The organism is Streptomyces sp. Ag109_O5-10 (assembly GCF_900105755.1).
Taxonomy (GTDB): Bacteria; Actinomycetota; Actinomycetes; order Streptomycetales; family Streptomycetaceae; genus Streptomyces.
In genome coordinates, this window is the sequence record NZ_FNTQ01000001.1 from 5,093,461 (window position 1) to 5,116,413 (window position 22,953).

Consider the following 22,953-nt stretch of genomic DNA (forward strand, 5'->3'; position numbering starts at 1 on the left):
ACGCTAACCCTTCAGGGCGTCCAGTGTCTCCTTCGGATTCCATGCTTTTCCGCGCCCTCTGACCAGCGGCCGGCAGCCCAGACCGATCAGCGCGGCGACGAAATGTCCCAGGTCGGTGAAGGTGGGCGACTCGGTCAGCGGCAGCCCGTAGACGAGGAGGACGGCCGCGAGGTACGGATACCGCCAGGGCGTCGCGATCCGGTACGCCAGCACCGCGATCACCCCGGCCAGCGCGTAACTCACCCCGATGTCCAGGGTGTTGACCGCGGACTGCGGGACGATGCCGTCGTGGATGCCCTTCAGCAGCGCGCCCTCGCTGATCAGGGTGGCCAGGACGTGCGCGGTCACGCACACCGCGAGCCAGCGGACCGTCCCCAGCCAGCGCTCGGCCGGCGCGTGGAAGACGGTGTAGAGGAAGGCGTACGGCACCCAGTGCCCGCCCTCGATCCACATCGCGCTGGAGACCAGCACCCGTACCGGGTTGTCCGACAGCTCCCGGATGTTGGTGGACCGCTGCCGCAGGAACTGCTGCTCGAACTCCGGCGACATGTGGTGCACCGCCACGGCCGTCACGAAGAGAATCGCCAGCCAGACGTACGTACCGGGGGCGCTGCGGACATACGCCCACACCGTGCCGCGGAGTCCCCGGAGAAATCGCATGAGGCGATTCATGCACGACGGCAACGCCGGGTGTGTGATTGACATTCCGGATGGGCTGATCGCACCAGGGCCGAAGGCGTGCGCAACGGTGATTGTCAGTGGCGGCCTGCACTATGGAGGGCATGGCGAGGACAGCGGCCGGTGGGACCGGCGGAGGCAGGGTGAAGGGGGCGCGGCGGCCGGAGGTGCGGCTGCCCGAGCTGGAGCCCTGGGCCGGGGGCGAGCTGGAGCCGGACGGGGACTACGACGGGCAGGCGTTCCGGGAGGCGGACTTCGCGGGGCAGGACGGGGCGGGCGCCCGCTTCATGGACTGCGCGCTGGCCGACTGCGCCTTCGACGAGACGGGGCTGCGCCGCGCGCGCGTGCTGGACACGGTCCTCACCGGGATAAGAGGCGTCGGCACCGATCTGGCCGAGGCGACCCTGCGCGATGTCGAGCTGGTCGACGCCCGGCTGGGCGGTACCCAGCTGCACGGTTCCGTCCTGGAACGCGTGGTGATCCGCGGCGGCAAGATCGACTACCTCAACCTGCGCACCGCGAAGCTCAGGGACGTCGTCTTCGAGGGCTGCGTCCTGGTGGAACCGGACTTCGGCGGCGCCGTCCTCGAGCGCGTGGAGTTCACCGGCTGCACGGTGAAGGGGGCCGACTTCCGGGGGGTGACGATGAAGGACGTCGATCTGCGGGGCGCCGCGTCCCTGGAGATCACCACCGGGGTGGAGCGCCTGTCCGGGGCCGTGATCAGCATGTCCCAGCTCCTGGACCTGGCGCCGGTACTGGCGGCACAGCTGGGCATCCGCGTGGAGAACTGACGAACCCCGCGGACAGCGCCCCGTAAGGTGCGCTGGGGGTCCCCCCGGCCGAAGGCCGGGGGGAGGGACTGCGCGACCAGCCTCCACCGGCCGGCAGCAGACGAACCGCCGGAAGCTCAGCTCGCCGGAGGCACAGGCGCCGCCTTCTTCCGCAGCCCCAGACGGTCGTCCGGGTCCTGGAGCCGGTCCGGCTGCGCGGCGAGCATGCGGCGGACCGCCGCCTCCGGCATCCGGACCACCACCGGCCGCGGCAGGGTCAGCTCCCGCACGGCGGTCCCGGTGCGGCCGGAGCGGACGCGGTTGGTCACCCTCGCCACCACTCGCACGTCCAGCGTGAACTGCACCAGGACCGCGGCGGACTTGGGCTTGTGCAACGGCATCGACCCGGACGCGTTCACCGCGGTGTCGGCCGCGCCGCCCGCGCCACCGGCGTTGCCCATCAGCTGGTTGAGGCGGAACTCGTCGGCGTTGAGCAGCCCCGCGCCCGCGAGGCCGCGTGCCGACCGGCCGTGGTCGGCCGCGCTCAGGCCGTCCGTCTGGGTGGGCCGGGGCGCGTCCAGGCGGCTCTGACCCACCGTCTCGAAGGTCATCTTGTCGCCGACGCCCAGCACCCGCCCGTCCCGCAGCCGCGCGTGCACCGACGCCCGCAGGTCCTGGCCCTCCACCCCGGTGGCGTGCACCGGCGGCAGCTCCGCCCCGGCCGAGGTCAGCAGCGGCAGCGCGGCGATCAGCCACTCGGTGGAGACGGCCTCCTGGAGGGTGTACGCGGCGGCCTGGCCCTTGGACCGGAAGCGGTCGCCGCCGCCCGCCTCCCGGACCGCGGAGCCGACCAGCTCCCGCACCTGCGGTGCCCCCTGGAAGCCGTTCACCTGCGCCTCCATCGGCAGCCGCACACCGCCGGCGCGCCAGGCGCCGAGGGCGGCCGGGCGGCCGTCCCCGGGTCCCGGAGCCGGGGCCACCGGCTGGCGGCGGGGCGCGGTCAGCCGGCCGAGGGCGGCGAGGTCCTGGTCCAAAACGCGGTGGGTCACCGACTGGCGGCCCAGCGAGGCCAGCGCCAGCCGGCGGTCGCCGCGGTGCAGTTCGAGGGTGGCCTCGACCGGTACCCGCATCTTCGACGACTTCGCGGTCTTCGCCTCGGCGACCGTCTTCATGCCGAGCTGGCCGCGGCCGGCCGTGCCGGAGCGCCGCGAGCCGCCCGTGCCGACGCCGAGGCCCGCCGCGCCGCCGGTGCTCTTCAGCTGGCCGGCTCCGCCGTCCGGCTTGCCGGAGCCGGCGAAGATCCCCTCCAGGCCGTACGACACGCCCTCGTCGTGGGTGGCGGCCTGCTGGGCGACGGCCGCGGTGATGTACTCCATGTCCCTGCCGTCGTCCGCCGCGCCGTCGTAGCTGCCGTCGGCCGGCCGGTTGACCTTGAACACCGCCCAGTACGGCGTCCTGCGGCCGTCGAACAGCTCGACGGTGACTCCGCCGTCCATCGCCCCGGACAGCAGTCCCGCGCTGCCGTCGCGGTCCAGGACGCGCAGCAGGCGCTGCACGTTGTCGTTGCGGTCCGCCAGTTGCTGCCGGGGCAGCAGGTCCTCGGCGAGGCTCTGCTGCCCGCTCTCCGCGAGGCGGGTGCGCAGCCGGGCCAGCAGCGGCACGAAGTTCGGCAGGTCCTCGACCATGCCGAAGCCGAGGGGCAGCGTGCGGGCGAAGGACGGGCCGGTGCGCGGCGGCGCGGAGGTCGAGGACCCGGCGGTGTCCGTGGCGCGCGCCTGCTCCCGGCCCTCGCGCTCGGCATCCGCCCGGGAGCTCTCGGCCGGCCGGGAGTTCTCGGCCGGCCGGGAGGTCTCCGCCGGGTTTCGGCCCGGCTGACGGGGCGACGTCATCAGGTCCGGTTCGGGGTCGAGCTTCAGCTGTCTGCGGATCGCCGCCGGCAGTTGCGCCTCCGTCAGCCACACCGCCGCCTCGGCCGGCAGGGTGCGGGCGGCACTCGCCACGTAGGGGCCGCCGCCGGTGACCTTGACCTCGGCGACCATGGTGACGAGCAGGTCGCACTGGACCAGGTAGAGCGGCGCCTTCTTCGGGGTGTGGGCGTTGCGCTCGACCGTGCCGGACAGTGCCGCGGACCGGGTGTCGCCCTGGTTGGTGGTGCGGTTCCCGGACAGGCCCTGGCCGAGCCGCCACTCGGCGTCGTTCTCCGAGCCGGTGGCGCCGAACTGCCAGGTGCTGGTGGTGCCCTGCCCCTCCTGGCCGGCCGCCTGGTGGCCGCCGAGCACGAAGGTCTCCGTGCCGGGGCCCGCGCCCCGGTGCAGGAACTTCGGGTTGGCCAGCGTGAGCCGGGTGCCGACGGCCCCGTTCAGCGCGGCGAGCCGGCGCGGATGGCGCAGGTTCTTCACCACCCACCCGGAGGACGCGGCCTGCCGCAGCGAGGCCGTGATGGCCTGCGGCCCGAACCGCTCCTCGATCGCCAGCCGTGGCGCGAGCCCCTCCGTCTGCAGCGCGGGATCCTCGCGGACGCCCTTGTTGCGGGCGGCGGCCCTGGACAGCAGCTGGAAGGCGAGGTCCCGGACGGCCTGGCCGTCGCCGACCGTCTCCACCAGCTGCCAGTCCCGCAGCGCATGCCCGACCGTCGGCCGGGGCACGAGGCCGGCCAGGTCGCCGATGCCCTCGGCGGTGACGGCGTATTCGGGGCGCGGTGCCTGGCCCCGGCGCCGGTCGCCCACCGCGTCCTGGCGCCGCTTGCCCTCCTCGTCGAGGGTGAACTCGGCCGGCGTGACCAGCCGTACGTCCTGCTCGTCCAGGTGCAGGTCCGCCACGTGTCTCGCCTCGGGCGAGTGCTGCCCCGGCAGGCCGGGGGTGAGGGCGCGGCCCAGCTTGCGCTGCCGGGAGGTCATGGTGACGTCGACGTCGAGGCGCAGGGCCGCCCCGAAGGTGCCGGCCTGCTCGGAACCGTTGGTGAGGACGTCCGTGCGGGTGGTGGGGCCGGCCTGGTTGCGGCGGGTTCCGGTGCTGTGCCGCTCGTAGCGGGCCGAGCCGGTCAGGACGCCGGGGACGATCCTGGCCTGCCCGAGCACCAGACCGCCGATGGAGCGCGAACTGCCCCGCCCGCTCTGTGTGGTGCCGGTGACGCCGGAGTGGCTGCGGACCAGCCAGTCGTCGGTGTCGCCGAGGTAGCCGGTCTCGCGGAGCTGTCCGCGGACGCGGATCTGTACGTCGTGGGAGTGCAGGGTGGTCTTGCGGCGCAGCCGCACCCGGATGCCGGTCGTGGTCAGCTGGTCCTTGTTGACCCGCAGGTTGGTCTCGGACAGGGCGGCCGTCAGCTCGCGGTGGTTGCGCCGCTGGAGCGCGGCCTCCTCCCCGGACGGCGGGGTGGGGCGCGTGTCGGTGCCGAAGGAGGGCAGGTAGCCGGCCAGTTGGGGGTCGGTCGCGAACAGCTCCTGCACGGCCCGGAGCATGGGCCGGGTGTCGAGCCGGCTGAGGGTGACGCTGGAGCCCATGGCGCCGAACGGGAGGTGCCGTTCGACGTCGACCTCGTTGCCGTCCTCGTCGGTCCGCTTCGGCTTCTTGATGAACTCCCCGGCCTCGGTGCCGGGCGGCAGCGGCAGCCCCAGCGACTGTGCCTCGTCGGCCCGCAGGCTCATCCACACCCGCATCGCGTGCCGGGCGACCCGGGTCCCGGGGCGCAGGACCATCTGTGCCGAGCGCGGTCCGGTGCCCTCCGCGGTGAACTGGACGGTCGCGAGGTAGAGCACCTTGTCGCCGCGCACCTCCGCGCCCTGGCGGCTGGAGACGGTCTGCTCGGCCACGGTGAACCGCGCCTTGCGGGCCGCCGCGACCGGCATGGCCGTACCTCGCAGGACGGCGGCGTTGCCGACCGCGCCGACGCCGATGGCCGGGCCCAGGCCGCCGGTGAGGGCGCGTCCCTTGCCGGCACTGTCGGTGACCGTGTGCTGGGTCTGCTGGTGGGTGCGCAGCTGGGTCCCGCCGGTGCCCCAGGCGGGGGACAGGCCGGTGATCTCGGCGTGCAGGCGGTAGCTGCCGACGCTGTTGCCGTCCTTGGAGGCGAGGTCCTCGCCGGTGACGCCGTCGCGCAGCAGGCGGGGCAGGTCCTCCAGGACGGTCGCGGTGGAGGTGGCCTCGTAGAGGCGGGAGCGGCCGGGGGCGCCGGGGGCGGTGAGCGAGGGGTGCAGGACGGTGGCGACCGCGTCGAAGAGCCCGCCGCCGCCCTGGTGCGGGGCGGCGGTGTCGGTGACCGCGACCGGGGCCATGGAGTCGGCGAGTGAGACGCGCCTGGCGGTGTCCGCGCCGACGCCCTCCGGAGCGGCGGGGGCCTCGGTGCCGGCCGGGACCAGGTGCTCGGTGGGCACGCGCTGGGTGAGGGTGCCCGAGCCCTGGAAGGTCTGCGCGTGCTGGGCGCCCTGCTTCTTGATCCGGACGCCGTACCGCACCTTGCGTGGTGCCTCGACCGAGCCCTTCTCGCTGCGCAGCACCCGGGGTTCGGCCACGTTGCGCTGGCTGCGGGACTCCCGGGAGGACTGCCAGGGCTGCGCGTTGAGCAGGCCGGCGCCGCCCAGCCAGAGCCCCGGTGCGACGGGCGCGAGCCCGAAGGCCATGCCGCCGGCGCCCTTGCCGGCACTGCCGCTCGCGGTGGTCGCGACGGTGGTGGCGGTGTTGTGCTGGACGTCGACCTTGGTGTCCTTGCCCTCGGCGTCGTCCACCGCGGCGACCGGCGCCCCGTCGGGGTCCGGCACGGTGTTCGTGAGCAGGTCCGTGGGGTGGAAGACGGGCGGCCGGTCGTCGGGGGCCCGGGAGACGGTGACGGTGACGTCGTACCACTCCTTGCCGGTCCCGCCCTTGACGGCGAAGGCGCGGCCCTGCCCGTAGAACGACTCGGGGCGGCCGGCGAGTTCGGCGCCGATCTCGGCGACCGTGCCGTCGCCGTGCCCGACGACGGCGGCCACCGCGTTCCGGACGAACTCGTGCCCGGTCGGTCCGTACGCCGTGGACAGCCCGGCGGCCTGGAAGTCCCTCAGGTACGGGGGCAGTACGAGGCCGGGTGCGGTGTTCTCCTCCTCGACGGTCGCCACGGGTGCCACCGGCCGGCTGCGGACCGCGGGGGGCCGCGCGACGCCCTTGCCCTTCGCGTTCCGCAGGGCCAGCGTGGCGGCCGTGTTCCCCGCCCTCCCCTGGAGGGCGCGCATCGCGTGTTCCGGGGGTCCGACCGGCACGGTGGAGTCGACGGGCGCGGCGGTGGCCGGGGCCCGGGAGGCCTCGGAAGAGGCGTCCTTTCCGCCGTCGCCTGCCTTCTGCTGCGTCCGCACGGAGTCAACGTAGGCGTGGCCGGGGCGGCGGAAAGCCCCTCCGCACCACTTGTCACCGTCGCCTCGGCAGGTGGTCAACTTGCGTACACCGTACGGTCGTTCAACCTGCCGGAACGGTTACGGGACCCTCGGGAAACGGGCCTGGAGCGTCCAGATCGCCGGGTTGTCCGCCAGGTCCTCGTGCAGGTCGGTGAGGTCGGCGATCAGGTCGTGCAGGAAGTCGCGTGCCTCGCGGCGCAGTTCGGTGTGGGAGAAGGTGAGGGGCGGTTCCTCGCCCGGCATCCAGTCGGCCTCGATGTCCACCCAGCCGAAGCGGCGCTCGAAGAGCATGCGGTCGGTGGACTCGGTGAAGTCGAGTTCCGCGTGCTGGGGCCGGGCGGCCCGGGACCCCGCCGGATCCCGGTCCAGCCGCTCCACGATGTCGCACAGCGCCCACGCGAAGTCCAGCACCGGCACCCATCCCCAGGCTGTGGACAGTTCCCGGTCCGCCTTGGTGTCGGCGAGGTAGACGTCCCCGCAGAACAGGTCGTGACGCAGCGCGTGGACGTCCACGCGGCGGTAGTCCGTCTGGGGCGGGTCGGGAAAGCGGTTGGAAAGGGCATAGCCGATGTCGAGCACGTGCCGATGGTGTCACGGCCGGAACCATCCGCCTCATCGGCCTGAGGGAACCGCCCCGGCCTCATTAGGATCGATCGCGTGTCCAGACGTGTACGCGTTTTGTCGGTCGCCGCAGGCGCGCTCATCCTCTCCATCACCCTCACGCTCACCGCGAGCGGCGGAGTCCACGGCACCCCCGGCGGCGCGGGCCTCCACGACCCGTACTTCCCGAAGGCGGGGAACGGTGGCTACGACGTGCGCCACTACGGCCTCACCCTCGCCTACGACCCGGGAACCCGGCACCTCACCGGGACCGCCGTCATCACCGCCCGCGCCACCCAGAACCTGACCGCCTTCGACCTCGACCTGAAGGGGCTGGACGTCGACACGGTCACCGTCGGGGGCAAGAAGGCCCGCTGGAACCGCGCCGGCCAGGAGCTGACGATCCGCCCGCACGGCGACCTGAAGAAGGGCGCGACCTTCGCCACCACCGTGCGCTACTCGGGCAGCCCGGAGACGATCACCGACCCCGACGGTTCCAAGGAGGGCTGGCTGCGCACCGCGGACGGCGCGCTGGCCCTCGGTGAACCCGTCGGCTCCATGGCCTGGTTCCCCGACAACGACCTTCCCTCGGACAAGGCGTCGTACGACATCACGATCACCGTGCCCAAGGGCCTCCAGGCCGTCTCCAACGGCGAGTTGAAGAGCGAGACGACCGACGGCGACCGGACCGCCTTCGTCTGGCACTGCGCGGAGCCGATGGCGAGCTACCTCGCCACGGTCGCCATCGGCCACTTCACGATCACCCGGACCACCACCTCGGACGGTCTGCCGGTGTACGTCGCCGTGGACCCCACGCAGGCCGCCGCGAGCAAGATCGTGCTCGCGAGGATCCCGGAGATCATCGCGTGGGAGCAGCAGACCTTCGGTCCCTACCCCCTCTCCTCCACCGGCGCGATCGTCGACCGGCCGGGAGACGCCGGGTACGCGCTGGAGACCCAGAACCGGCCGGTCTTCCCCGGTGCTCCGGAACTCCACACCCTCGTCCACGAACTGTCCCACCAGTGGTACGGCGACTCCGTCACCCCGAAGAACTGGCGGGACATGTGGCTCAACGAGGGCTTCGCGACCTACGCAGGGTGGCTGTGGCAGGAGGACCACGGCGGCCAGACCGCGCAGCAGATATTCGACAGGGTCTACGCGACCCCCAAGGACGACGCGACCCTCTGGGGGTTCCCCCCGGGGAAACCGCCGGGCGCCGCCCACATCTCGGAGCGGCCGGTGTACGAATGGGGCGCGATGGTCCTGCACAAGATCCGACAGACGGTCGGCGACGACAGGTTCTATGCCATCCTCCGGGGCTGGGCGGCCACCCACCGCCACGGCAACGCGGACACCGCCGAGTTCACCGCGTACGTGGAGAAGATGGCGCCGGGCAGGAACTTCGACGCGATCTGGAAGGACTGGCTGTACGGCGACGGGAAGCCGGCGCATCCCTAGCGCGTCAGGCGTCCACGCGGCCCAGTTCCCTGCGCAGGACGGCGCACGGGCGGCCGTGCTCCCGGTCCGGGCGGTGACCGATCACCTCGTAGCCGAGGGCGGTCCAGAAGGCGAGCCCGTCGGGGTTGTTCTCCAGCACGGCGAGCCGGACCGCCGTACGGCCCTCGGCCCGGAAGCGGTCCTCGACGGCGGTCGCGATCCGACGGCCGTGCCCCTGCCCCCGCACCCCCGCGTCCACCATCAGCAGCCCGATCCACGGGTCCGGGTCGGCCGGGTCCGGATGCCGGGCGAGGGTGACCGCGATGCCGACCAGCCGCCCCTCGCTGCGGGCGAGCAGCACCTCCCCGTCCGGATGCGTCAGCTCGTCCGCCAGCGCCCGCGCCACCTGCTCGGGCCGCACGTCGTCCGGGTCCGGGAAGTCCCCGCTGAGCGCGAAGAAGGCGCGGTTCGAGGCGTACAGGGCGGTGATCTCGGTGAGCACCGGTCCCGGGATGTCGTCACCGGGCCGCACGGACAGGGGCTGGAGGATCATGCGGGCAACCTATCCCCGCCCGTCCGATGATCATCGTGATGTCGCGCGGGTCTCCGGGGCGTCCCAGCGGGACTCCCGCCGTGCTGTCGGCGAGATCGAGCAACTGCTGGGAGAAACATGATCCACGAGACCTCGGCCTGCAACTCCTCCAACCTGGCGTGGTTCAAGAGCGGCTACAGCGACGGCCCTGAGGGCGACAGCTGCGTCGAGGTCGCCCTGACCTGGTTCAAGAGCAGCTACAGCGACGGCAACGACGGCGAGTCCTGCCTGGAAATAGCCCCCACCCCCACCACCATCCACATCCGCGACTCCAAGTACCCCCACACACCCCCGCCCGCCACCCCCGGCCCCCGGCTCGCCCCCTCCGCCTGGGCGGCCTTCGTGTCCTACGCGTCGGCGCACTGATCCGGCGCCGGGCCCCCGGCCGCGCCCGCGCGGCCGGGGGTTGGCGTCTGTCAGACGTTGACGCCGAAGTCCTGGGCGATGCCGACCAGGCCGGACGCGTAGCCCTGGCCGACCGCGCGGAACTTCCACTCCGCGCCGTTGCGGTACAGCTCGCCGAAGACCATGGCCGTCTCCGTCGCCGCGTCCTCGGAGAGGTCGTAGCGGGCGATCTCGGCACCGCCGGCCTGGTTGACGATGCGGATGTAGGCGTTGCGGACCTGGCCGAAGTTCTGCGAGCGGGTCTCCGCGTCGTAGATGGAGACCGGGAAGACGATCTTGTCGATGTCGGCGGGGAGGGCGGCGAGGTTGACGTTGATCGCCTCGTCGTCGCCGGCGCCCTCGCCCGTGCGGTTGTCGCCGGTGTGGACGATCGTGTTGTCCGGGGTCTGCTTGTTGTTGAAGAAGACGAAGTGGGCGTCGGAGTAGACCTTGCCCTGCGCGTTGACCGCGATGGCCGAGGCGTCCAGGTCGAAGTCCGTGCCGGTGGTGGTGCGGACGTCCCAGCCGAGGCCCACGGTGACGGCGGTCAGGCCCGGAGCCTCCTTGGTGAGCGAGACGTTGCCACCCTTGGAGAGGCTTACAGCCATGGTCGGGAGTCCTTTCCCTCGTTTCGCGTACGACCGTGCGGCGCGTACGGGCTTGAAGCTACAGCTACCCGTATGAACGCCACGAGGGGTACCGAAGGTTCCACGTTGCTTTACTTTCTTTACCAAGCGGGTGAGGAGCGATATTCGCGTGACGTGCGCCGGTCAGGCGCGCGACCATAGGGGTATGTCCGGTCCTTACGTCATCCGCGGCTCCGTCTCGCTCCCCGAGGCCGAGCTCAACTGGCGTTTCTCGCGGTCCTCCGGGCCGGGCGGCCAGCACGTCAACACCAGCGACTCGCAGGTGGAGCTCCGCTTCGACCTCGCGAACACCGAGGCGCTGCCGCCGGTGTGGAAGGAGCGGGCGCTGGAGCGGCTGGCGGGGCGGCTCGTCGACGGGGTGATTGTCGTACGGGCGTCCGAGCACCGTTCGCAGTGGCGCAACCGCGAGACCGCCGCCGTACGTCTCGCCGCACTCCTCGCGGAGGCCACCGCGCCGCCGCCCAAGCCGCGCAGGCCGACCCGGATTCCGCGCGGGATCAACGAGCGCCGGCTCCGGGAGAAGAAGCAGCGGTCGGATACCAAGCGGGGGCGGACCGGCCGCGACTGGTCGTAACGCCCCTTCAGCGCCCCTCGCGCCGTGCCGCGGCTCTCCGGCCGAAACCTCGGAAGGCGCCGTGGCGCAGCCGTTCCCCCGGCCGGCGTGCGCAGGCGGGAACGAAGGCCTGGGCGTCGCGTTCGGCGGCGCGGGCCTGTGGGGCCTGAGCATGTATCAGCTGACCACCCGCCGGCCGTCGGAGCGGACCCAGAACGACCTGACCGCCTCGCTGGGCCGGCCGTCGGCCGTTCTCTTCCGGTCCCTCGAAGGGGAACGGCGGCTCGCCGCGGAGATGCCGGCCGACCCCGGCACCCGGACCGGGTCAGAGGACCAGCACCCCGACGGGCTGGTCCCCGCTCGTCTCACCGGTCCTCCGGAAGCCCAGCCGCAGGTAGAACTCCTCGGGGCCGTCCGGTCCCGCGTGCCAGGTGACGTACATCTCCCTGCCGCCCCGGCGGCGGATCTCGGCGGCCACCGCCTCGACCGCGAACCGGCCGTAGCCCCTGCCCTGTTCCGCCGCGTCGACGGTGAGGCGCCACAGGCCGGAGCGGAAGAGGGTGCCGTCGGCGCGCCAGTCGATGTCGAGGAAGGCCATCAGGAAGCCGACCGTGCGGTCTCCGTCGACGATCAGACGCGGCCAGGCGTCCCCCGCCGGATGGACGTACGCCTCGGCGAGGGACTCGGCGACCGGTTCCACGTTCTGTTCCTGGCCGGGCCGGACGCGAATGCGGAGTGCCGCCGCCAAATTCGCGGTCGTCACTTCTTCGAGGCGGGGTGCGAAGGGCATCCGCGCACTCTAGAAGGGGCGTTCAGTAACCGCGCACCGAATTTACGAAAACAGACCGCGCGGTTTCATCCCAGCTGCCGGTAGCGCCCCCGGAAATACACCAGGGGTCCGCCTTCCGTGCTCGGCAGTTCGGCGGTGAGGACGCGGCCGATGACGAGGGTGTGGTCGCCGGCCGCGACGCGCTGTTCGGTGCGGCACTCCAGGGTCGCGAGGGCACCGCCGACCAGCGGGGCGCCGCTGGTCCGGCCGCGGACGTACGGGATGTCCTCGAAGAGCAGCCGGTCGCTGATGCGGCCCTTCATCGCGAAGCGGCCGGCGATGTGGCGCTGGCTCTCGGTGAGCACGGAGACCGCCCACTGCGGCTGCTCGTCCAGGAGGTCGTCCATCCGGGAGCCCTCACGCAGGCTGACCAGCACCAACGGTGGGTCGAGCGACACCGACATGAACGCGGTGGCGGTCATGCCGACGTCCTCGCCGGCCGGCGCCAGCGGGTCGTCCGGATCCAGCGACGCCTCCTGCGCGGTCACCAGGACCACGCCGGCGGCGAGCCGGGAGAGGGCGGCCTTGAACGCTTCGTTGCTCACCCCCACAGCATGCCCGGTGGCTTCTGCGGCGGTGGGGGAGGGAGTCTTCAGCACGCCGGAAACGCTAGTGTCGGACCCGGCGCGGCCGCATCGGCCATCGGCCCGAGCCGGGTCCTAGGACCAAGGGCGGGGTGCGCTGCGGTGAAAACCCGTAACGTGCGTCATGTGCGCACACCCGCAAAGACTGTGTTCGGCAAAGACACAGGGAAAACGCGGAAACTCCACGCAATTGCTCACGTTCTCCTGTGACTTGAGTCACAAGGGGCATTAATTGTTGACCCTGTGTACCGAGTGGGCAGCGCGCTGTGATTCAGTGGCGGGGAAAAGTAGCGCCGAAGCAGACCCTTGATTCGCTGCGAGGTCTCGGGGGGAGGGCGAGCATGGAGACCGAGTCGGAGCCCTACGTCCGTCTTGCGTCCCTGCGACAGCTGCACCAGGTCATGGCCGACATGAACACGGCCCGCAGCCTGGCGGACACACTGCAGACCGTCGCCGACGGCGTGATCACCGCTCTCGGGTACGAGATGGCGTGCGTCAACCTCGTGCGCCCCGACGGCGACCTCGTGGTCGCCGCCTTCTCCGGCAACTCCGCCGCCGAGGCCCTGATCACCGGCCGCGTCGGCTCCCGCGACTCCTGGGAGCGGCGGCTGAACATGGGCGAGAACTGGGGCGACCTCGTCTTCATACCGCACACCGAGGGCTGGATCCTCGACGACGACGACGTCCCGCAGTGGTACACCGACGGCCCCGCGCCGCGCTTCGAGGACGAGTGGCACCCCTCCGACCGGCTCTTCGCGCCCATGTACACGCCCGGCATATCGGGCAGCTCCTGCGGCGAACTGCTCGGCGTGATCTCCGTCGACCGCCCGCGCAACGGCCGCCACCCGGGCGCCTGGGGCCGCGAGGCCCTGCAGATGTACGCCTTCCAGGCCGCGATCGCGATCAGCAACGCCCGGCTGCGCGCGAACATGCAGCGCGCCCTGGTCCGCCTGGAGCGCGAGCAGCAGGCGCTGCGGGCCAGCGAGGAGAGCTTCCGGCAGGCCTTCGAGTACGCCCCCTCCGGCATGGCGATAGCCGAGATGGGCGGCGACCAGCACGGCCGAATACTGCGCAGCAACGACGCCCTGTGCCGCCTGCTGGGCCGCCCCGCCTCCGCGATGCGCCGCTACTCCTTCTCCGACCTGGTCCACCCCGAGGACATCGGCACCCTGCTCCGCACCTCCGCGGAGGGCGGCCGCGCCGAGCTCCGCCTCGGCCGCCGTGACGGCACCTACGTCTGGGTCTCGCTCCGCAACTCCGTCGTCGCCGACGCGGCCGACGGCCCCCGCTTCCTCCTCACCCACGTCGAGGACATAGAGGAGCGCAAGCGCCGCGAGCTCCAGCTCGCCCACCGCGCCTCCCACGACTCCCTCACCGGTCTCCCGAACTCCGCGGAGCTGCGCTCCCGGCTCTCCTCCCGGCTCTGCCGGCGCGCCGGTCACGCCGGGGAGCTGGAGTCCCTGGACGCGGCCTACGGCCACCCCGCCTTCGACGTCAACGGCCACGGCTTCGACTTCGCCGGCACGGCGGGCGGAACACAGTCGTACGACGGCGGCTACGACCACCACGTGCACACCGTCGCCCCCGAGGAGGGCCGCGACGACGGCGCCAAGGGGCTCGCGGTGCTCTTCTGCGACCTCGACGGCTTCAAGTCGATCAACGACCGGTTCGGCCACAACGCGGGCGACGCCGTCCTCATCGAGGTCGCCCGCAGGCTCACCCGGGGCGTCCGGGACGGCGACACCGTGGCCCGCCTCGGCGGCGACGAGTTCGTGATCCTCGCCGACGGGCTGGGCAAGGCCGACGCCCAGGACCTGGCCGTACGCCTGCGCAACGAGATCATCCAGCCGATCCGCGCCGAGGGCCGGGCCGTCCGGGTGGGCGCCAGTTTCGGCATCGGGTGGGCGCACTGCGGCATGACGGCGGACGAAGTCCTGAAATCCGCCGACGAGCGGATGTACGTAGAGAAACGATCTCGTCCCAAAGCACATCGCCGGGCCGGATGATCCGCAGGTCATCGTGCTGATGCGATCCGAGTCACCCGTTTGGCTCAGTCAGACCGGGTAGGCTCGACTCTCAATACCTGTACGCATCCGCCCGCACCTGTTGAGGAGTACCAAGGGATGACGCCCGGCGACAACGGCGCGAGCACGCCCGAGGACGACGACCCGTTCGGCTATCTGTACGCCGATGGTCAGGCCAGAGGGGCCCAGCCGCCGTCCGGCGGCGGTGGCTACGGCTACCCGCATCAGGTCAGCAGGGTGCGCTCGGTCGGCGAGCGTACGTACGGCGGCCAGCAGCAGGCACCGCAGCCGCAGTACGGCGGCCAGACCATTCCGCAGCAGCCCGGTGCCGGCTACGGCCAGCAGCCGGCCGCTGCCTACCAGGCCCCGGAGACCCTCCCGGGCGGCGCCCCCACCACCCGCACGCCCATGCCGCCCGCAGGCCGCGGCCGCGGCCCCAACACCAAGGGCCTCCTCATCGGCGCCGTCGCCGTCGTCGCCGCCGTCGTCATCGGCATCAGCGTCGCGATGATGAACGGCAACGGCGACGACAACAAGGCAGGCGGCGACGCCTCCACCTCCCCGACCCAGTCGCAGAGCGCGTCCCCGAGCCCGTCGAGCACGAGCTCGGTGTCGGCGTCGGGCGACGTCGCGCCGGTCGACGCGAAGACCTTCCACCTGGACGGCGGCGCGAGCACGGCCTCGGACGTCAAGGGCGCGAAGTCCCAGGGCGGCATCTATGTCACCAACTTCAGCCAGACAGGCGCCGGCGTCACCTGGACGGTCGACGGCATCCCGTCGGACGGCCTCTACACCGTCTACGCGCACTACAGCGCCGTACAGGACCAGAGCATGACGCTGTCCATCAACGGCAAGACGTTCGGCAGCAAGTTCCCCCTGAACAACTACACGGGCCAGAGCGACCCGACCAAGGCCTGGACGACCAGCTACACGTACCCCACCCTCACCAAGGGCACCAACGTCATCTCCCTGTCCTGCCAGAGCGGCGACAAGTGCGACGTCCTGCTGGACCAGATGTGGCTCAGGCAGGGCAAGCACACGAACAAGGACTAACCGGCCGCAGGCCCACCGGTCACCGCGACCTGGCCGAGCAGCTTCTCGTACGCCATGCGGTCGAACTCCCCGGCCGCCGCGGCCCGTACCGTCGCCGCTGACAGGGCCACTGCGCGGGTCAGGCGGTCCGGCCAGGGGAGTTGTTCGATCAGGCCGGAGAGGAGGGCGGCGGTCACGGAGTCGCCGGCGCCGGTCGGGTTGCCGTGTTCCCGGGTGGGCGGGGTGGCGCGCCAGCGGCCCTCCGGGGTGAGGGCCAGCAGGCCCTGCGCGCCCAGGGAGGCGACCACCGTGCGAGCGCCCCGGCGGCGGGCGTCCTGGGTGGCGCGGGCCGGTTCGTGGGAGCCGGTGAGTTCGGCCAGTTCGTCGGCGTTCGGCTTGACCAGGTCCGGCCGGGCCGCGACCCCGCGCCGCAGCGGCTCACCGCTGGTGTCGAGGAGGACGGGGACGCCGACGGAGCGGGCCGCCTTGATCAGGCCGGCGTACGCGCCCACCGGGACCCCGGGCGGCAGGCTGCCGCACAGGGCCACCGCCGCGGCTCCGCCGAGCAGTTCCTCGTAGCGGTCGAGGAAGGCGCCCCACTCGGCCGGGGCTATCTGCGGCCCGGGTTCGTTCAACTGGGTCGTGTCGCCCGTCAGTTCGTCCACGACGGCTATGGTGCGACGGGTCGGGCCGGCGACCGGGAGGAGTGCGTCCCGCACGCCAGGGGCGTCCGCGAGGCGTTCCCGTACCGCCCGGCCGGTGGCCCCGCCCGCGAATCCCGTCACCGTCGTCTCGTGGCCGAGCGCGGCCAGCACCCGGGCGACGTTGACCCCCTTGCCGCCCGGCCGTTCGGTCACGTCCGAGACGCGGTGCGAGGTGTGCGGGCGCAGGGCGCCGACCCGGTAGGTGATGTCGAGAGCGGTGTTCAGGGTGACGGTGAGAATCACCGGGCGACCTCCCTCGTGCATGCCCGTGCCATCGGTGGGGGCACGATCATGCCAAAGAGACGGCGACCGGCCTAGGTCGCCGTCTCCCAAGAGATGGTCGCAGTCAGGCCAGTTCGGGTGCGACCACCCAAGTACCCTTCCGCATCACGCCCTTGAGCGTGAAGTCCGCGTCCAGGACGAGCAGGTCCGCGTCCTTGCCGGGCTCCAGGGAGCCGACGCGGTCGTACAGGCCCAGCAGCCGCGCCGGGTTGGCGGACAGCGCGGCGACGGCGTGCTCGACGGGCAGCCTGTCGACGGTCACCGCCCGCCGCAGCGCGCGGTCCAGCGTCAGCGTGGAGCCGGCGATGGCACCGCCGTCCACCAGCCGGGCCACTCCGTCGGTGACGTCGACCTCCAGCGGACCGAGGAGGAAGCGGCCGTCACCGCTGCCGGCCGCGTCCATCGCGTCCGTGATGAACGCGACCCGGTCCGGCCCCGCGTGGTGGAAGGCCAGCTGGAGCGCGGCGGGGTGCAGGTGGGTGCCGTCGTTGATCAGCTCCACCGTCACCCGCTCGTCCTCCAGGAGGGCGGTGATCGGGCCGGGCGCGCGGTGGCCGATCTGCGGCATCGCGTTGTACAGGTGGGTGGCGACCGTGGCGCCCGCGTCGATCGCCGCCACCGTCTGCTCGTACGTCGCGTCCGTGTGGCCGACGGCGGCGATCACGCCGTGCTCCGCGAGCAGCCGTACCGACTCGATGCCGCCGGGGAGTTCGGTGGCGAGCGTGACCATCTTCGCGTGCCCGCGCGCCGCGTCCACCAGCTTGCGCACCTCGGCCGGGTCCGGGTGCCGCAGCAGCGCTTCGGAGTGGGCGCCCTTGCGGCACGGGGAGATGAAGGGGCCCTCGAAGTGGATGCCGGCGATCTCGCCCTGCTCGGCGAGCTCGGAGAGCAGGCCGGCCTGGCGGGTCAGGACGTCCATGTCGTCGGTGACGGTGGAGACGACCAGCGTGGTGGTGCCGTGCGCGCGGTGCGTGCGGACGCCGGTGAGGACCTGCTCGGCGGTGCCGGAGCTGAAGGAGGCCCCACCGCCGCCGTGGTTGTGGATGTCGACGAAGCCGGGCAGGAGCCAGTGGCCGGTGAGGTCGACGACCTGGGCGTTCTCGTTGGCGGCGGCGGCGATCCGGGTGCCCTCGACCGAGATCCGGGCGTTTTCGACGACTCCGGTGGGCAGGACTGCCCGGGCGCCGGAGAGGACCAGTCCGTGGTCTGCGGGCTGCGGGTCCGTGGGGGCTGGTCGCGCAGTTCCCCGCGACCCTGACGGGGCGCTGTCGTGCGGCTCGTTCGCAGCCATCAGCGGGTTACCTCCGGAGTAGTCGTCGTCTTCAACAAGTCCTGGGCCAGCAGGCCCGCGCCCAGGCAGCCGGCCGTGTCCCCGAGTTCGGCCGGGACGATCGTCGGCAGTTTCTGGAACGTCACCCGGTGCTCCACGGCCTCGCGCAGAGGCCCGAACAGGGCGTCCCCCGCCTCCGCCAGGCCGCCGCCGATGATGAGGACCCGTGGGTCCAGCAGGGTGAGGGCCGTGACCAGGCCGTCGGCCAGAGCCGCCACCGCGTCGCCCCACACCCGGACGGCGTTCGGGTCGCCGGACGTGACCGCCTTGGCGCAGTCCGCCGCGTCCACGGCCGGGTCGCCGACGGCCTTCGCCCACGCCTCGCTCACCGCGGCCGCCGACGCGTACCGCTCCAGGCAGCCGCGCTGCCCGCACGGACAGGGGGCACCCTGCGGCCGTACGACGACATGGCCGATCTCGCCCGCGAAGCCGTGCGCGCCCGGCTCCACCCGGCCGTCCAGGCCGAAGCCGCCCGCGATCCCGGTGCCGAGGGCCACGAAGAAGTAGCGGTCCGCGCCCCGGCCCGCGCCGAGCCTGCCCTCCGCCAGACCGCCGGTACGGACGTCGTGGCCGAGGGCGACCGGGATGCCGAGGCGGTCGGCGAGGAGGGTGCGCAGCGGGACGTCGCGCCAGCCGAGGTTGGCCGAGTAGACCGCGGTTCCGGCCTGCTCGTCCACGATTCCGGGGACCGCGAGGCCGGCCGCGGACGCCGGCTCGCCGAGGTGCTGCGCGCCGTACGCCTGCAGCTCGGCGGCGAAGTCGAGGATGGCGGTGACGACGGCGTCGGGGCCGCGGTCCCGGCCGGTCGCCCGGCGGTCCCGGTGGAGCAGCTCGCCGTCCGGGCCGACCAGCGCGGCCTTCATTCCGGTGCCGCCCACGTCCAGGGCGATGACATGTCTCACGGGAACAGTGTGGCCCGTCGACCCGCAAGAGGTCTAGTCCACTTACGTGGTGTAGACCTTATAGGTCAGACGTATTGAACGGCGAGACAGCGGGACAGGGGCAGTAGACGTGCGGCGGCGTAGGGCAGGAATGATCGCGGTGGTGTCCGCAACGGGCATGACCGCGGTCCTCGGTGGGTGCGGGACGACGGGATCCTCGGACGTCACCCTCAGACTCGTCGCCGCCGACTACGGAGACTCCGCCGCCAACAGCTCCCAGAAGTACTGGGACAAGCTGGCCAGGGCGTACGAGGCCCAGCACTCCGACGTGAAGGTCGACGTCACCGTCTACTCGTGGAACGACGTCGACCGCAAGGTCAAGGACATGGTCGACGCCGGCCACGCCCCCGACCTGGCGCAGATCGGCGCGTACGCCGACTACGCGGCCGCCGGCAAGCTGTACGAGGCCGGCGACCTGCTCTCCATCCCGGTCCAGGCCGACTTCCCGTCCCAGCTCGCCGAGGCGGGCCAGTGGAACCACGCGCAGTACGGCATACCCTTCGCCGCCTCCACGCGCGTCCTCTTCTACAACAAGACCCTCTTCTCCCAGGCCGGCATCACCACCCCGCCCACCACCTGGGACGAGCTCGAAGCCGACGCGGAGGCGCTCAAGGCGAACGGCGTGAAGTACCCGTACGCGCTGCCGCTCGGCCCCGAGGAGGCGCAGGCGGAGACCATGCAGTGGCTGCTCAGCGGCGGCAGCGGCTACACCGACGACACCGGCACGTACACGATCGACTCCTCGCAGAACATCGACACCCTCACCTGGCTCAAGGACGACCTGGTCGGCAAGGGACTGACGGGTCCGGTGGCCCCCGGCAAGCTGAACCGCGCGACCGCGTTCGCCGCCTTCGCCGACGGCCAGGTCGGCATGCTCAACGGCCACCCCACGCTGATCAAGCAGGCCGAGAAGAAGGGCGTCAAGTTCGGCACGGTCCCGATGCCGGCCCGCGCCGGGCAGAGCACCAGCACCGCGTCCCTGGGCGTCGCCGACTGGATGGCGGCGTTCAAGCAGAACGGCCACGCCGAGCAGGTCGGCGACTTCCTGAACTACGTCTACAGCGAGAAGAACGTCCTCGCCTTCTCCCGCGAGTACGGCCTGCTGCCCGTCACCACGTCCGCGTCCCAGGCGATGACCGACTCCACCCGGGCCGAGGACAAGCAGCTGCGTCCCTTCCTGGAGCAGCTGCCCACCTCGCAGCTCTACCCGGCGGGCAAGACCTCCTGGGCGGCGATCAGCGCCGACATCAAGAACCAGATCGGTGCCGCGGTGAGCCCGACCGGCGACCCCACCGGTGTCCTCACCCGGATCCAGGCCGAGGCGGCGACGGCCGACAGCCGTACGCTCGGGACCCGCTGAGCGTTACGGTTCTCGCCATGGACCGGCACGAACTGGGCGCGCGCGAGCAGGCCATCCTCGCCCTCGAACGCCGGGGCTTTCCCAGCCCCGGCGCGAAGGAACGCGCGATACGCGAGGAACTGGACCTGGCTCCGGTGCGCTATTACCAGCTACTGAACGCCCTGCTGGACGACGAGGGGGCGCTGGCCCACGACCCGGTGACGGTGAATCGGCTGCGGAGGGTACGGGACGCGCGCCGCTCGGAGCGCTGAGCCGGCGGTTCTTCGCCCCCGCCGCCCCCAGCCTTCGGCCGGGGGCTCCAGCGCCCCTGACGGGGCGCTGTCCTGGACCCCCGACGGGATAGTGTCGGGCTCATGGGAACCCACATCACGGAACCCCTTCCGACGCCCCGCACCGCCGCCGGTCGCGACGGCCTCGCCGCGCTCCTCGCACGTCCCGGCACGGCCCTCGTCGGGCTCGACTTCGACGGGACGCTCGCGCCGATCGTCGCCGACCCCGAGCAGGCGCGGGCGCATCCGGACGCCGTGCCGGTGCTGGCCGCGCTCGCCCCGAAGGTGGCCGCGGTCGCCGTCGTCACCGGCCGCCCGGCCGAGGTGGCCGTCCGCTACGGCGGCTTCGCGGGCGTGCCCGGCCTGGAACACCTCGTCGTCCTCGGGCACTACGGCGCCGAACGCTGGGACGCGGCGACCGGCGAGCTCACCGCGCCGCCCCCGCACCCCGGCATCGCCGCCGTCCGCGCCGAACTCCCCGCCCTCCTCGACCGCGCCGGCGCCTCGCACGGCACCTGGATCGAGGAGAAGGGCCGGGCGATCGCGGTCCACACCCGCCGCGCCCCCGATCCCCAGGCCACCTTCGAGACCCTCCGTGAGCCCCTCACCGATCTCGCCACCCGGCACGGCCTGATCGTCGAACCGGGCCGCCTCGTCCTGGAACTCCGTCCCCCGGGCATGGACAAGGGCGTGGCCCTGCGCGAGTACGCACGGCACATGGACGCCGGCGCGATCCTCTACGCCGGCGACGACCTGGGCGACATCCCCGCCTTCGCCGCCGTCGAGAAACTCCGCGAGGAGGGCGTCCCGGGCCTGCTGGTATGCAGCGGCAGCACAGAGGTGACCGAACTGGCGGACCGGGCCGACGTGGTGGTGGACGGCCCGGAGGGAGTGGTCAGACTGCTGAGGAGTCTGGCCGCACTGAGTGCTTCATGACTTGTGGCGCCCCGTAACCGAAGCGCCCCGTAACTGAAGCGCCCCGTAAGGGGCGCTGGGGGTACCCCCGGCCGAAGGCCGGGGGAGGAACTGCGCGACCAGCCCCCACCGCCCCGCAGTCGAACCACTACCCGGGCCTACCCGCCCAACGCCCTGAGCTGCTCAAGGAACCAGGCCGTCGGCGGCAACGCCGTAGCCGCCTCGGCCAGCCGCTTGCACCGCTCCGCCCGCTCCCCCACCGGCATGGCCAGCGCCCGCGCCAACGCGTCCGCCGTCCCCCCGATGTCGTACGGGTTCACGACCACCGCGTCCTCGCCCAGCTCCTCGTACGCCCCGGCCTCCCGCGACAGCACGAGCACGCACCCCTCGTCCGACACCACCGGGATCTCCTTCGCCACCAGGTTCATGCCGTCCCGGATGGGGTTCACCAGCGCCACGTCGGCCAGCCGGTACGCCGCCAGCGACCGTGCGAAGTCGTCCTTGACGTGCAGCACCACCGGCGTCCAACCCGCCGTCCCGTAAGCGGCGTTGATCTCGTCCGCGACCCGCTGCACCTCCGCCGTGTAGTCGCGGTACACGGACAGGTCCTGCCGCGACGGGTACGCGAACGCGACATGCACCACGCGCTCCCGCCACTCGGGGTGGTCGTCGAGCAGCTGCCGGTACGCCAGCAGCCCCCGCACGATGTTCTTCGACAGCTCCGTCCGGTCGACCCGGACGATCGTCTTCCGCCCCTCGCCGCCGATCTCCTCCCGCAACGCCCGCATCCGCTCGTCCACGTCCGGCTCGTGCGACCGCTTCCGCAAGAAGTCCGCGTCGGCGCCCAGCCCGTGCACCCCGATCCGGGTGTCCGAGGAGGGGATCCCCGGCCCCAGCACCGCATGACAGCAGTCCACGAACGCGTCCGCCCACCGCCGCGTCAGGAACGCCGCGTGGTCGGCGCCGAGGATCCCGCTGAGCAGCTCGGCCGCGATGTCGTCGGGGAGGAGCCGGAAGTAGTCCGGCGGCGCCCAGGGGGTGTGGGAGAAGTGGCCGATGCGCAGGTCCGGGCGGAGCTGCCGCAGCATCCTGGGGGCGAGCGCCAGGTGGTAGTCCTGGATGACCACCACCGCCCCCTGGCCCGCCTCCTCCGCCAGCGCCTGCGCGAAGGCGCGGTTGTAGGCCTGGTACGACCCCCACTGGCGCCGGAACTCCGCGTCGAAGACCGGTTCCAGCGGGGTCTGGTAGAGCATGTGGTGGACGAACCAGAGGACCGAGTTCGCGATGCCGTTGTACGCGTCGGCGAACACGTCCGCGTCGATGTCGAGCATCCGGACCTGCTGCCCGCCGGTGTCCCCGGCCGGCAGCCGGCCGCCGTCGGCCCGCCGCACCGCCTCACGGTCGCCGTCGCCCAGCGCCGCGCACACCCACACCGCGTTCGCGTCCGGCCCGATGGCCGACAGCCCCGAGACCAGCCCGCCGCCGCCCCGTTTGGCGTACAGGGAACCGTCTTCGCGCTGCTCGTACGAGACCGGGCCGCGGTTCGAGGCGACGAGCACCTCGGCACCGCCGGTGGAAGCCATGGGGGAAGCCATACGCCACAACCTAGCCCGGCCCGTAAACGCTCAAACGTACGGCCGTGTCCGACGCGCCGCCGTA

General features: G+C 72.4%; 20 protein-coding genes. 9 read left to right on the top strand and 11 right to left on the bottom strand.

Annotated features, from left to right (window positions below):
* Window positions 1–3: 3 nt before the first annotated feature.
* On the bottom strand, window positions 4–660 hold the full coding sequence (locus tag BLW82_RS23365; protein WP_177233043.1) for a rhomboid-like protein: 657 nt from the start codon (window positions 658–660) through the stop codon (window positions 4–6).
* A 122-nt stretch (window positions 661–782) separates the two neighbouring features.
* Here BLW82_RS23365 and BLW82_RS23370 point away from each other — a divergent pair, with 122 nt between their 5' ends.
* Window positions 783–1,469, top strand: coding sequence for a pentapeptide repeat-containing protein (locus BLW82_RS23370; protein WP_177233044.1), 687 nt, complete (start codon window positions 783–785; stop codon window positions 1,467–1,469).
* Window positions 1,470–1,585: 116 nt separating this feature from the next.
* Here BLW82_RS23370 and BLW82_RS23375 read toward each other — a convergent pair whose 3' ends face one another.
* Window positions 1,586–6,772 carry a hypothetical protein gene (locus BLW82_RS23375; protein ID WP_256215925.1) on the bottom strand — a complete coding sequence of 1,729 codons (5,187 nt, stop codon included), beginning with the start codon at window positions 6,770–6,772 and terminating at the stop codon, window positions 1,586–1,588.
* A gap of 117 nt (window positions 6,773–6,889) precedes the next feature.
* Window positions 6,890–7,390, bottom strand: coding sequence for a hypothetical protein (locus BLW82_RS23380; RefSeq protein WP_093501422.1), 501 nt, complete (start codon window positions 7,388–7,390; stop codon window positions 6,890–6,892).
* A 78-nt stretch (window positions 7,391–7,468) separates the two neighbouring features.
* On the opposite strand from BLW82_RS23380, the gene BLW82_RS23385 reads away from it, so the two are divergent.
* Complete coding sequence (locus BLW82_RS23385) at window positions 7,469–8,869, top strand: M1 family metallopeptidase (RefSeq protein WP_093501424.1); 1,401 nt, start codon at window positions 7,469–7,471, stop codon at window positions 8,867–8,869.
* A gap of 4 nt (window positions 8,870–8,873) precedes the next feature.
* On the opposite strand, the gene BLW82_RS23390 is transcribed toward BLW82_RS23385, so the two are convergent.
* Window positions 8,874–9,401: a GNAT family N-acetyltransferase gene (locus BLW82_RS23390; RefSeq protein WP_093501426.1), complete on the bottom strand. Its 528-nt coding sequence runs from the start codon at window positions 9,399–9,401 to the stop codon at window positions 8,874–8,876.
* A gap of 117 nt (window positions 9,402–9,518) precedes the next feature.
* Between BLW82_RS23390 and BLW82_RS23395 the strand changes: the two genes are divergently transcribed.
* Window positions 9,519–9,806, top strand: coding sequence for a DUF397 domain-containing protein (locus BLW82_RS23395; RefSeq protein WP_093501428.1), 288 nt, complete (start codon window positions 9,519–9,521; stop codon window positions 9,804–9,806).
* Window positions 9,807–9,856: 50 nt separating this feature from the next.
* On the opposite strand, the gene BLW82_RS23400 is transcribed toward BLW82_RS23395, so the two are convergent.
* Window positions 9,857–10,432: a TerD family protein gene (locus tag BLW82_RS23400; RefSeq protein WP_093501429.1), complete on the bottom strand. Its 576-nt coding sequence runs from the start codon at window positions 10,430–10,432 to the stop codon at window positions 9,857–9,859.
* Window positions 10,433–10,616: 184 nt separating this feature from the next.
* Here BLW82_RS23400 and arfB point away from each other — a divergent pair, with 184 nt between their 5' ends.
* Window positions 10,617–11,045: an alternative ribosome rescue aminoacyl-tRNA hydrolase ArfB gene (gene arfB / locus BLW82_RS23405; protein WP_093501431.1), complete on the top strand. Its 429-nt coding sequence runs from the start codon at window positions 10,617–10,619 to the stop codon at window positions 11,043–11,045.
* A gap of 304 nt (window positions 11,046–11,349) precedes the next feature.
* On the opposite strand, the gene BLW82_RS23410 is transcribed toward arfB, so the two are convergent.
* Both BLW82_RS23410 and BLW82_RS23415 read right to left on the bottom strand, forming a co-directional pair.
* Entirely contained in the window at window positions 11,350–11,814 is a 465-nt protein-coding gene (locus BLW82_RS23410; protein ID WP_093501432.1) for a GNAT family N-acetyltransferase, read from the bottom strand.
* Window positions 11,815–11,879: 65 nt separating this feature from the next.
* Entirely contained in the window at window positions 11,880–12,452 is a 573-nt protein-coding gene (locus BLW82_RS23415; RefSeq protein WP_093501434.1) for a flavin reductase family protein, read from the bottom strand.
* Window positions 12,453–12,778: 326 nt separating this feature from the next.
* Between BLW82_RS23415 and cdgB the strand changes: the two genes are divergently transcribed.
* Both cdgB and BLW82_RS23425 read left to right on the top strand, forming a co-directional pair.
* A complete protein-coding gene (gene cdgB, locus BLW82_RS23420; RefSeq protein WP_093501436.1) occupies window positions 12,779–14,443 on the top strand; it encodes a diguanylate cyclase CdgB in 1,665 nt (554 codons plus the stop codon).
* Between the two features lie 117 nt (window positions 14,444–14,560).
* Window positions 14,561–15,514, top strand: a complete 954-nt coding sequence (locus tag BLW82_RS23425; protein WP_093501438.1) for a carbohydrate-binding protein — start codon at window positions 14,561–14,563, stop codon at window positions 15,512–15,514.
* On the opposite strand, the gene BLW82_RS23430 is transcribed toward BLW82_RS23425, so the two are convergent.
* The 3 genes from BLW82_RS23430 to BLW82_RS23440 all read right to left on the bottom strand — a co-directional run bounded on the left by BLW82_RS23430 (window position 15,511) and on the right by BLW82_RS23440 (window position 18,711).
* Window positions 15,511–16,440 carry a 1-phosphofructokinase family hexose kinase gene (locus BLW82_RS23430; protein ID WP_093501440.1) on the bottom strand — a complete coding sequence of 310 codons (930 nt, stop codon included), beginning with the start codon at window positions 16,438–16,440 and terminating at the stop codon, window positions 15,511–15,513. The genes BLW82_RS23425 and BLW82_RS23430 overlap by 4 nt on opposite strands.
* 103 nt (window positions 16,441–16,543) lie before the next feature.
* Entirely contained in the window at window positions 16,544–17,770 is a 1,227-nt protein-coding gene (gene nagA / locus BLW82_RS23435; protein ID WP_093501442.1) for an N-acetylglucosamine-6-phosphate deacetylase, read from the bottom strand.
* Window positions 17,770–18,711 (bottom strand): ROK family protein, encoded by a 942-nt coding sequence (locus BLW82_RS23440; protein WP_093501444.1) that lies wholly within the window; start codon window positions 18,709–18,711, stop codon window positions 17,770–17,772. The genes nagA and BLW82_RS23440 overlap by 1 nt, the downstream gene beginning before the upstream one ends.
* Before the next feature lie 130 nt (window positions 18,712–18,841).
* Here BLW82_RS23440 and BLW82_RS23445 point away from each other — a divergent pair, with 130 nt between their 5' ends.
* From BLW82_RS23445 to otsB, 3 genes are all read left to right on the top strand, one after another.
* Window positions 18,842–20,110: an extracellular solute-binding protein gene (locus BLW82_RS23445; protein WP_177233045.1), complete on the top strand. Its 1,269-nt coding sequence runs from the start codon at window positions 18,842–18,844 to the stop codon at window positions 20,108–20,110.
* Between the two features lie 17 nt (window positions 20,111–20,127).
* On the top strand, window positions 20,128–20,361 hold the full coding sequence (locus BLW82_RS23450) for a DUF3263 domain-containing protein (RefSeq protein WP_093501446.1): 234 nt from the start codon (window positions 20,128–20,130) through the stop codon (window positions 20,359–20,361).
* Between the two features lie 102 nt (window positions 20,362–20,463).
* Entirely contained in the window at window positions 20,464–21,315 is an 852-nt protein-coding gene (otsB, locus tag BLW82_RS23455) for a trehalose-phosphatase (RefSeq protein WP_093501448.1), read from the top strand.
* 137 nt (window positions 21,316–21,452) lie between these two features.
* Here otsB and BLW82_RS23460 read toward each other — a convergent pair whose 3' ends face one another.
* A complete protein-coding gene (locus tag BLW82_RS23460; RefSeq protein WP_093501450.1) occupies window positions 21,453–22,877 on the bottom strand; it encodes an alpha,alpha-trehalose-phosphate synthase (UDP-forming) in 1,425 nt (474 codons plus the stop codon).
* Between the last annotated feature and the right edge of the window lie 76 nt (window positions 22,878–22,953).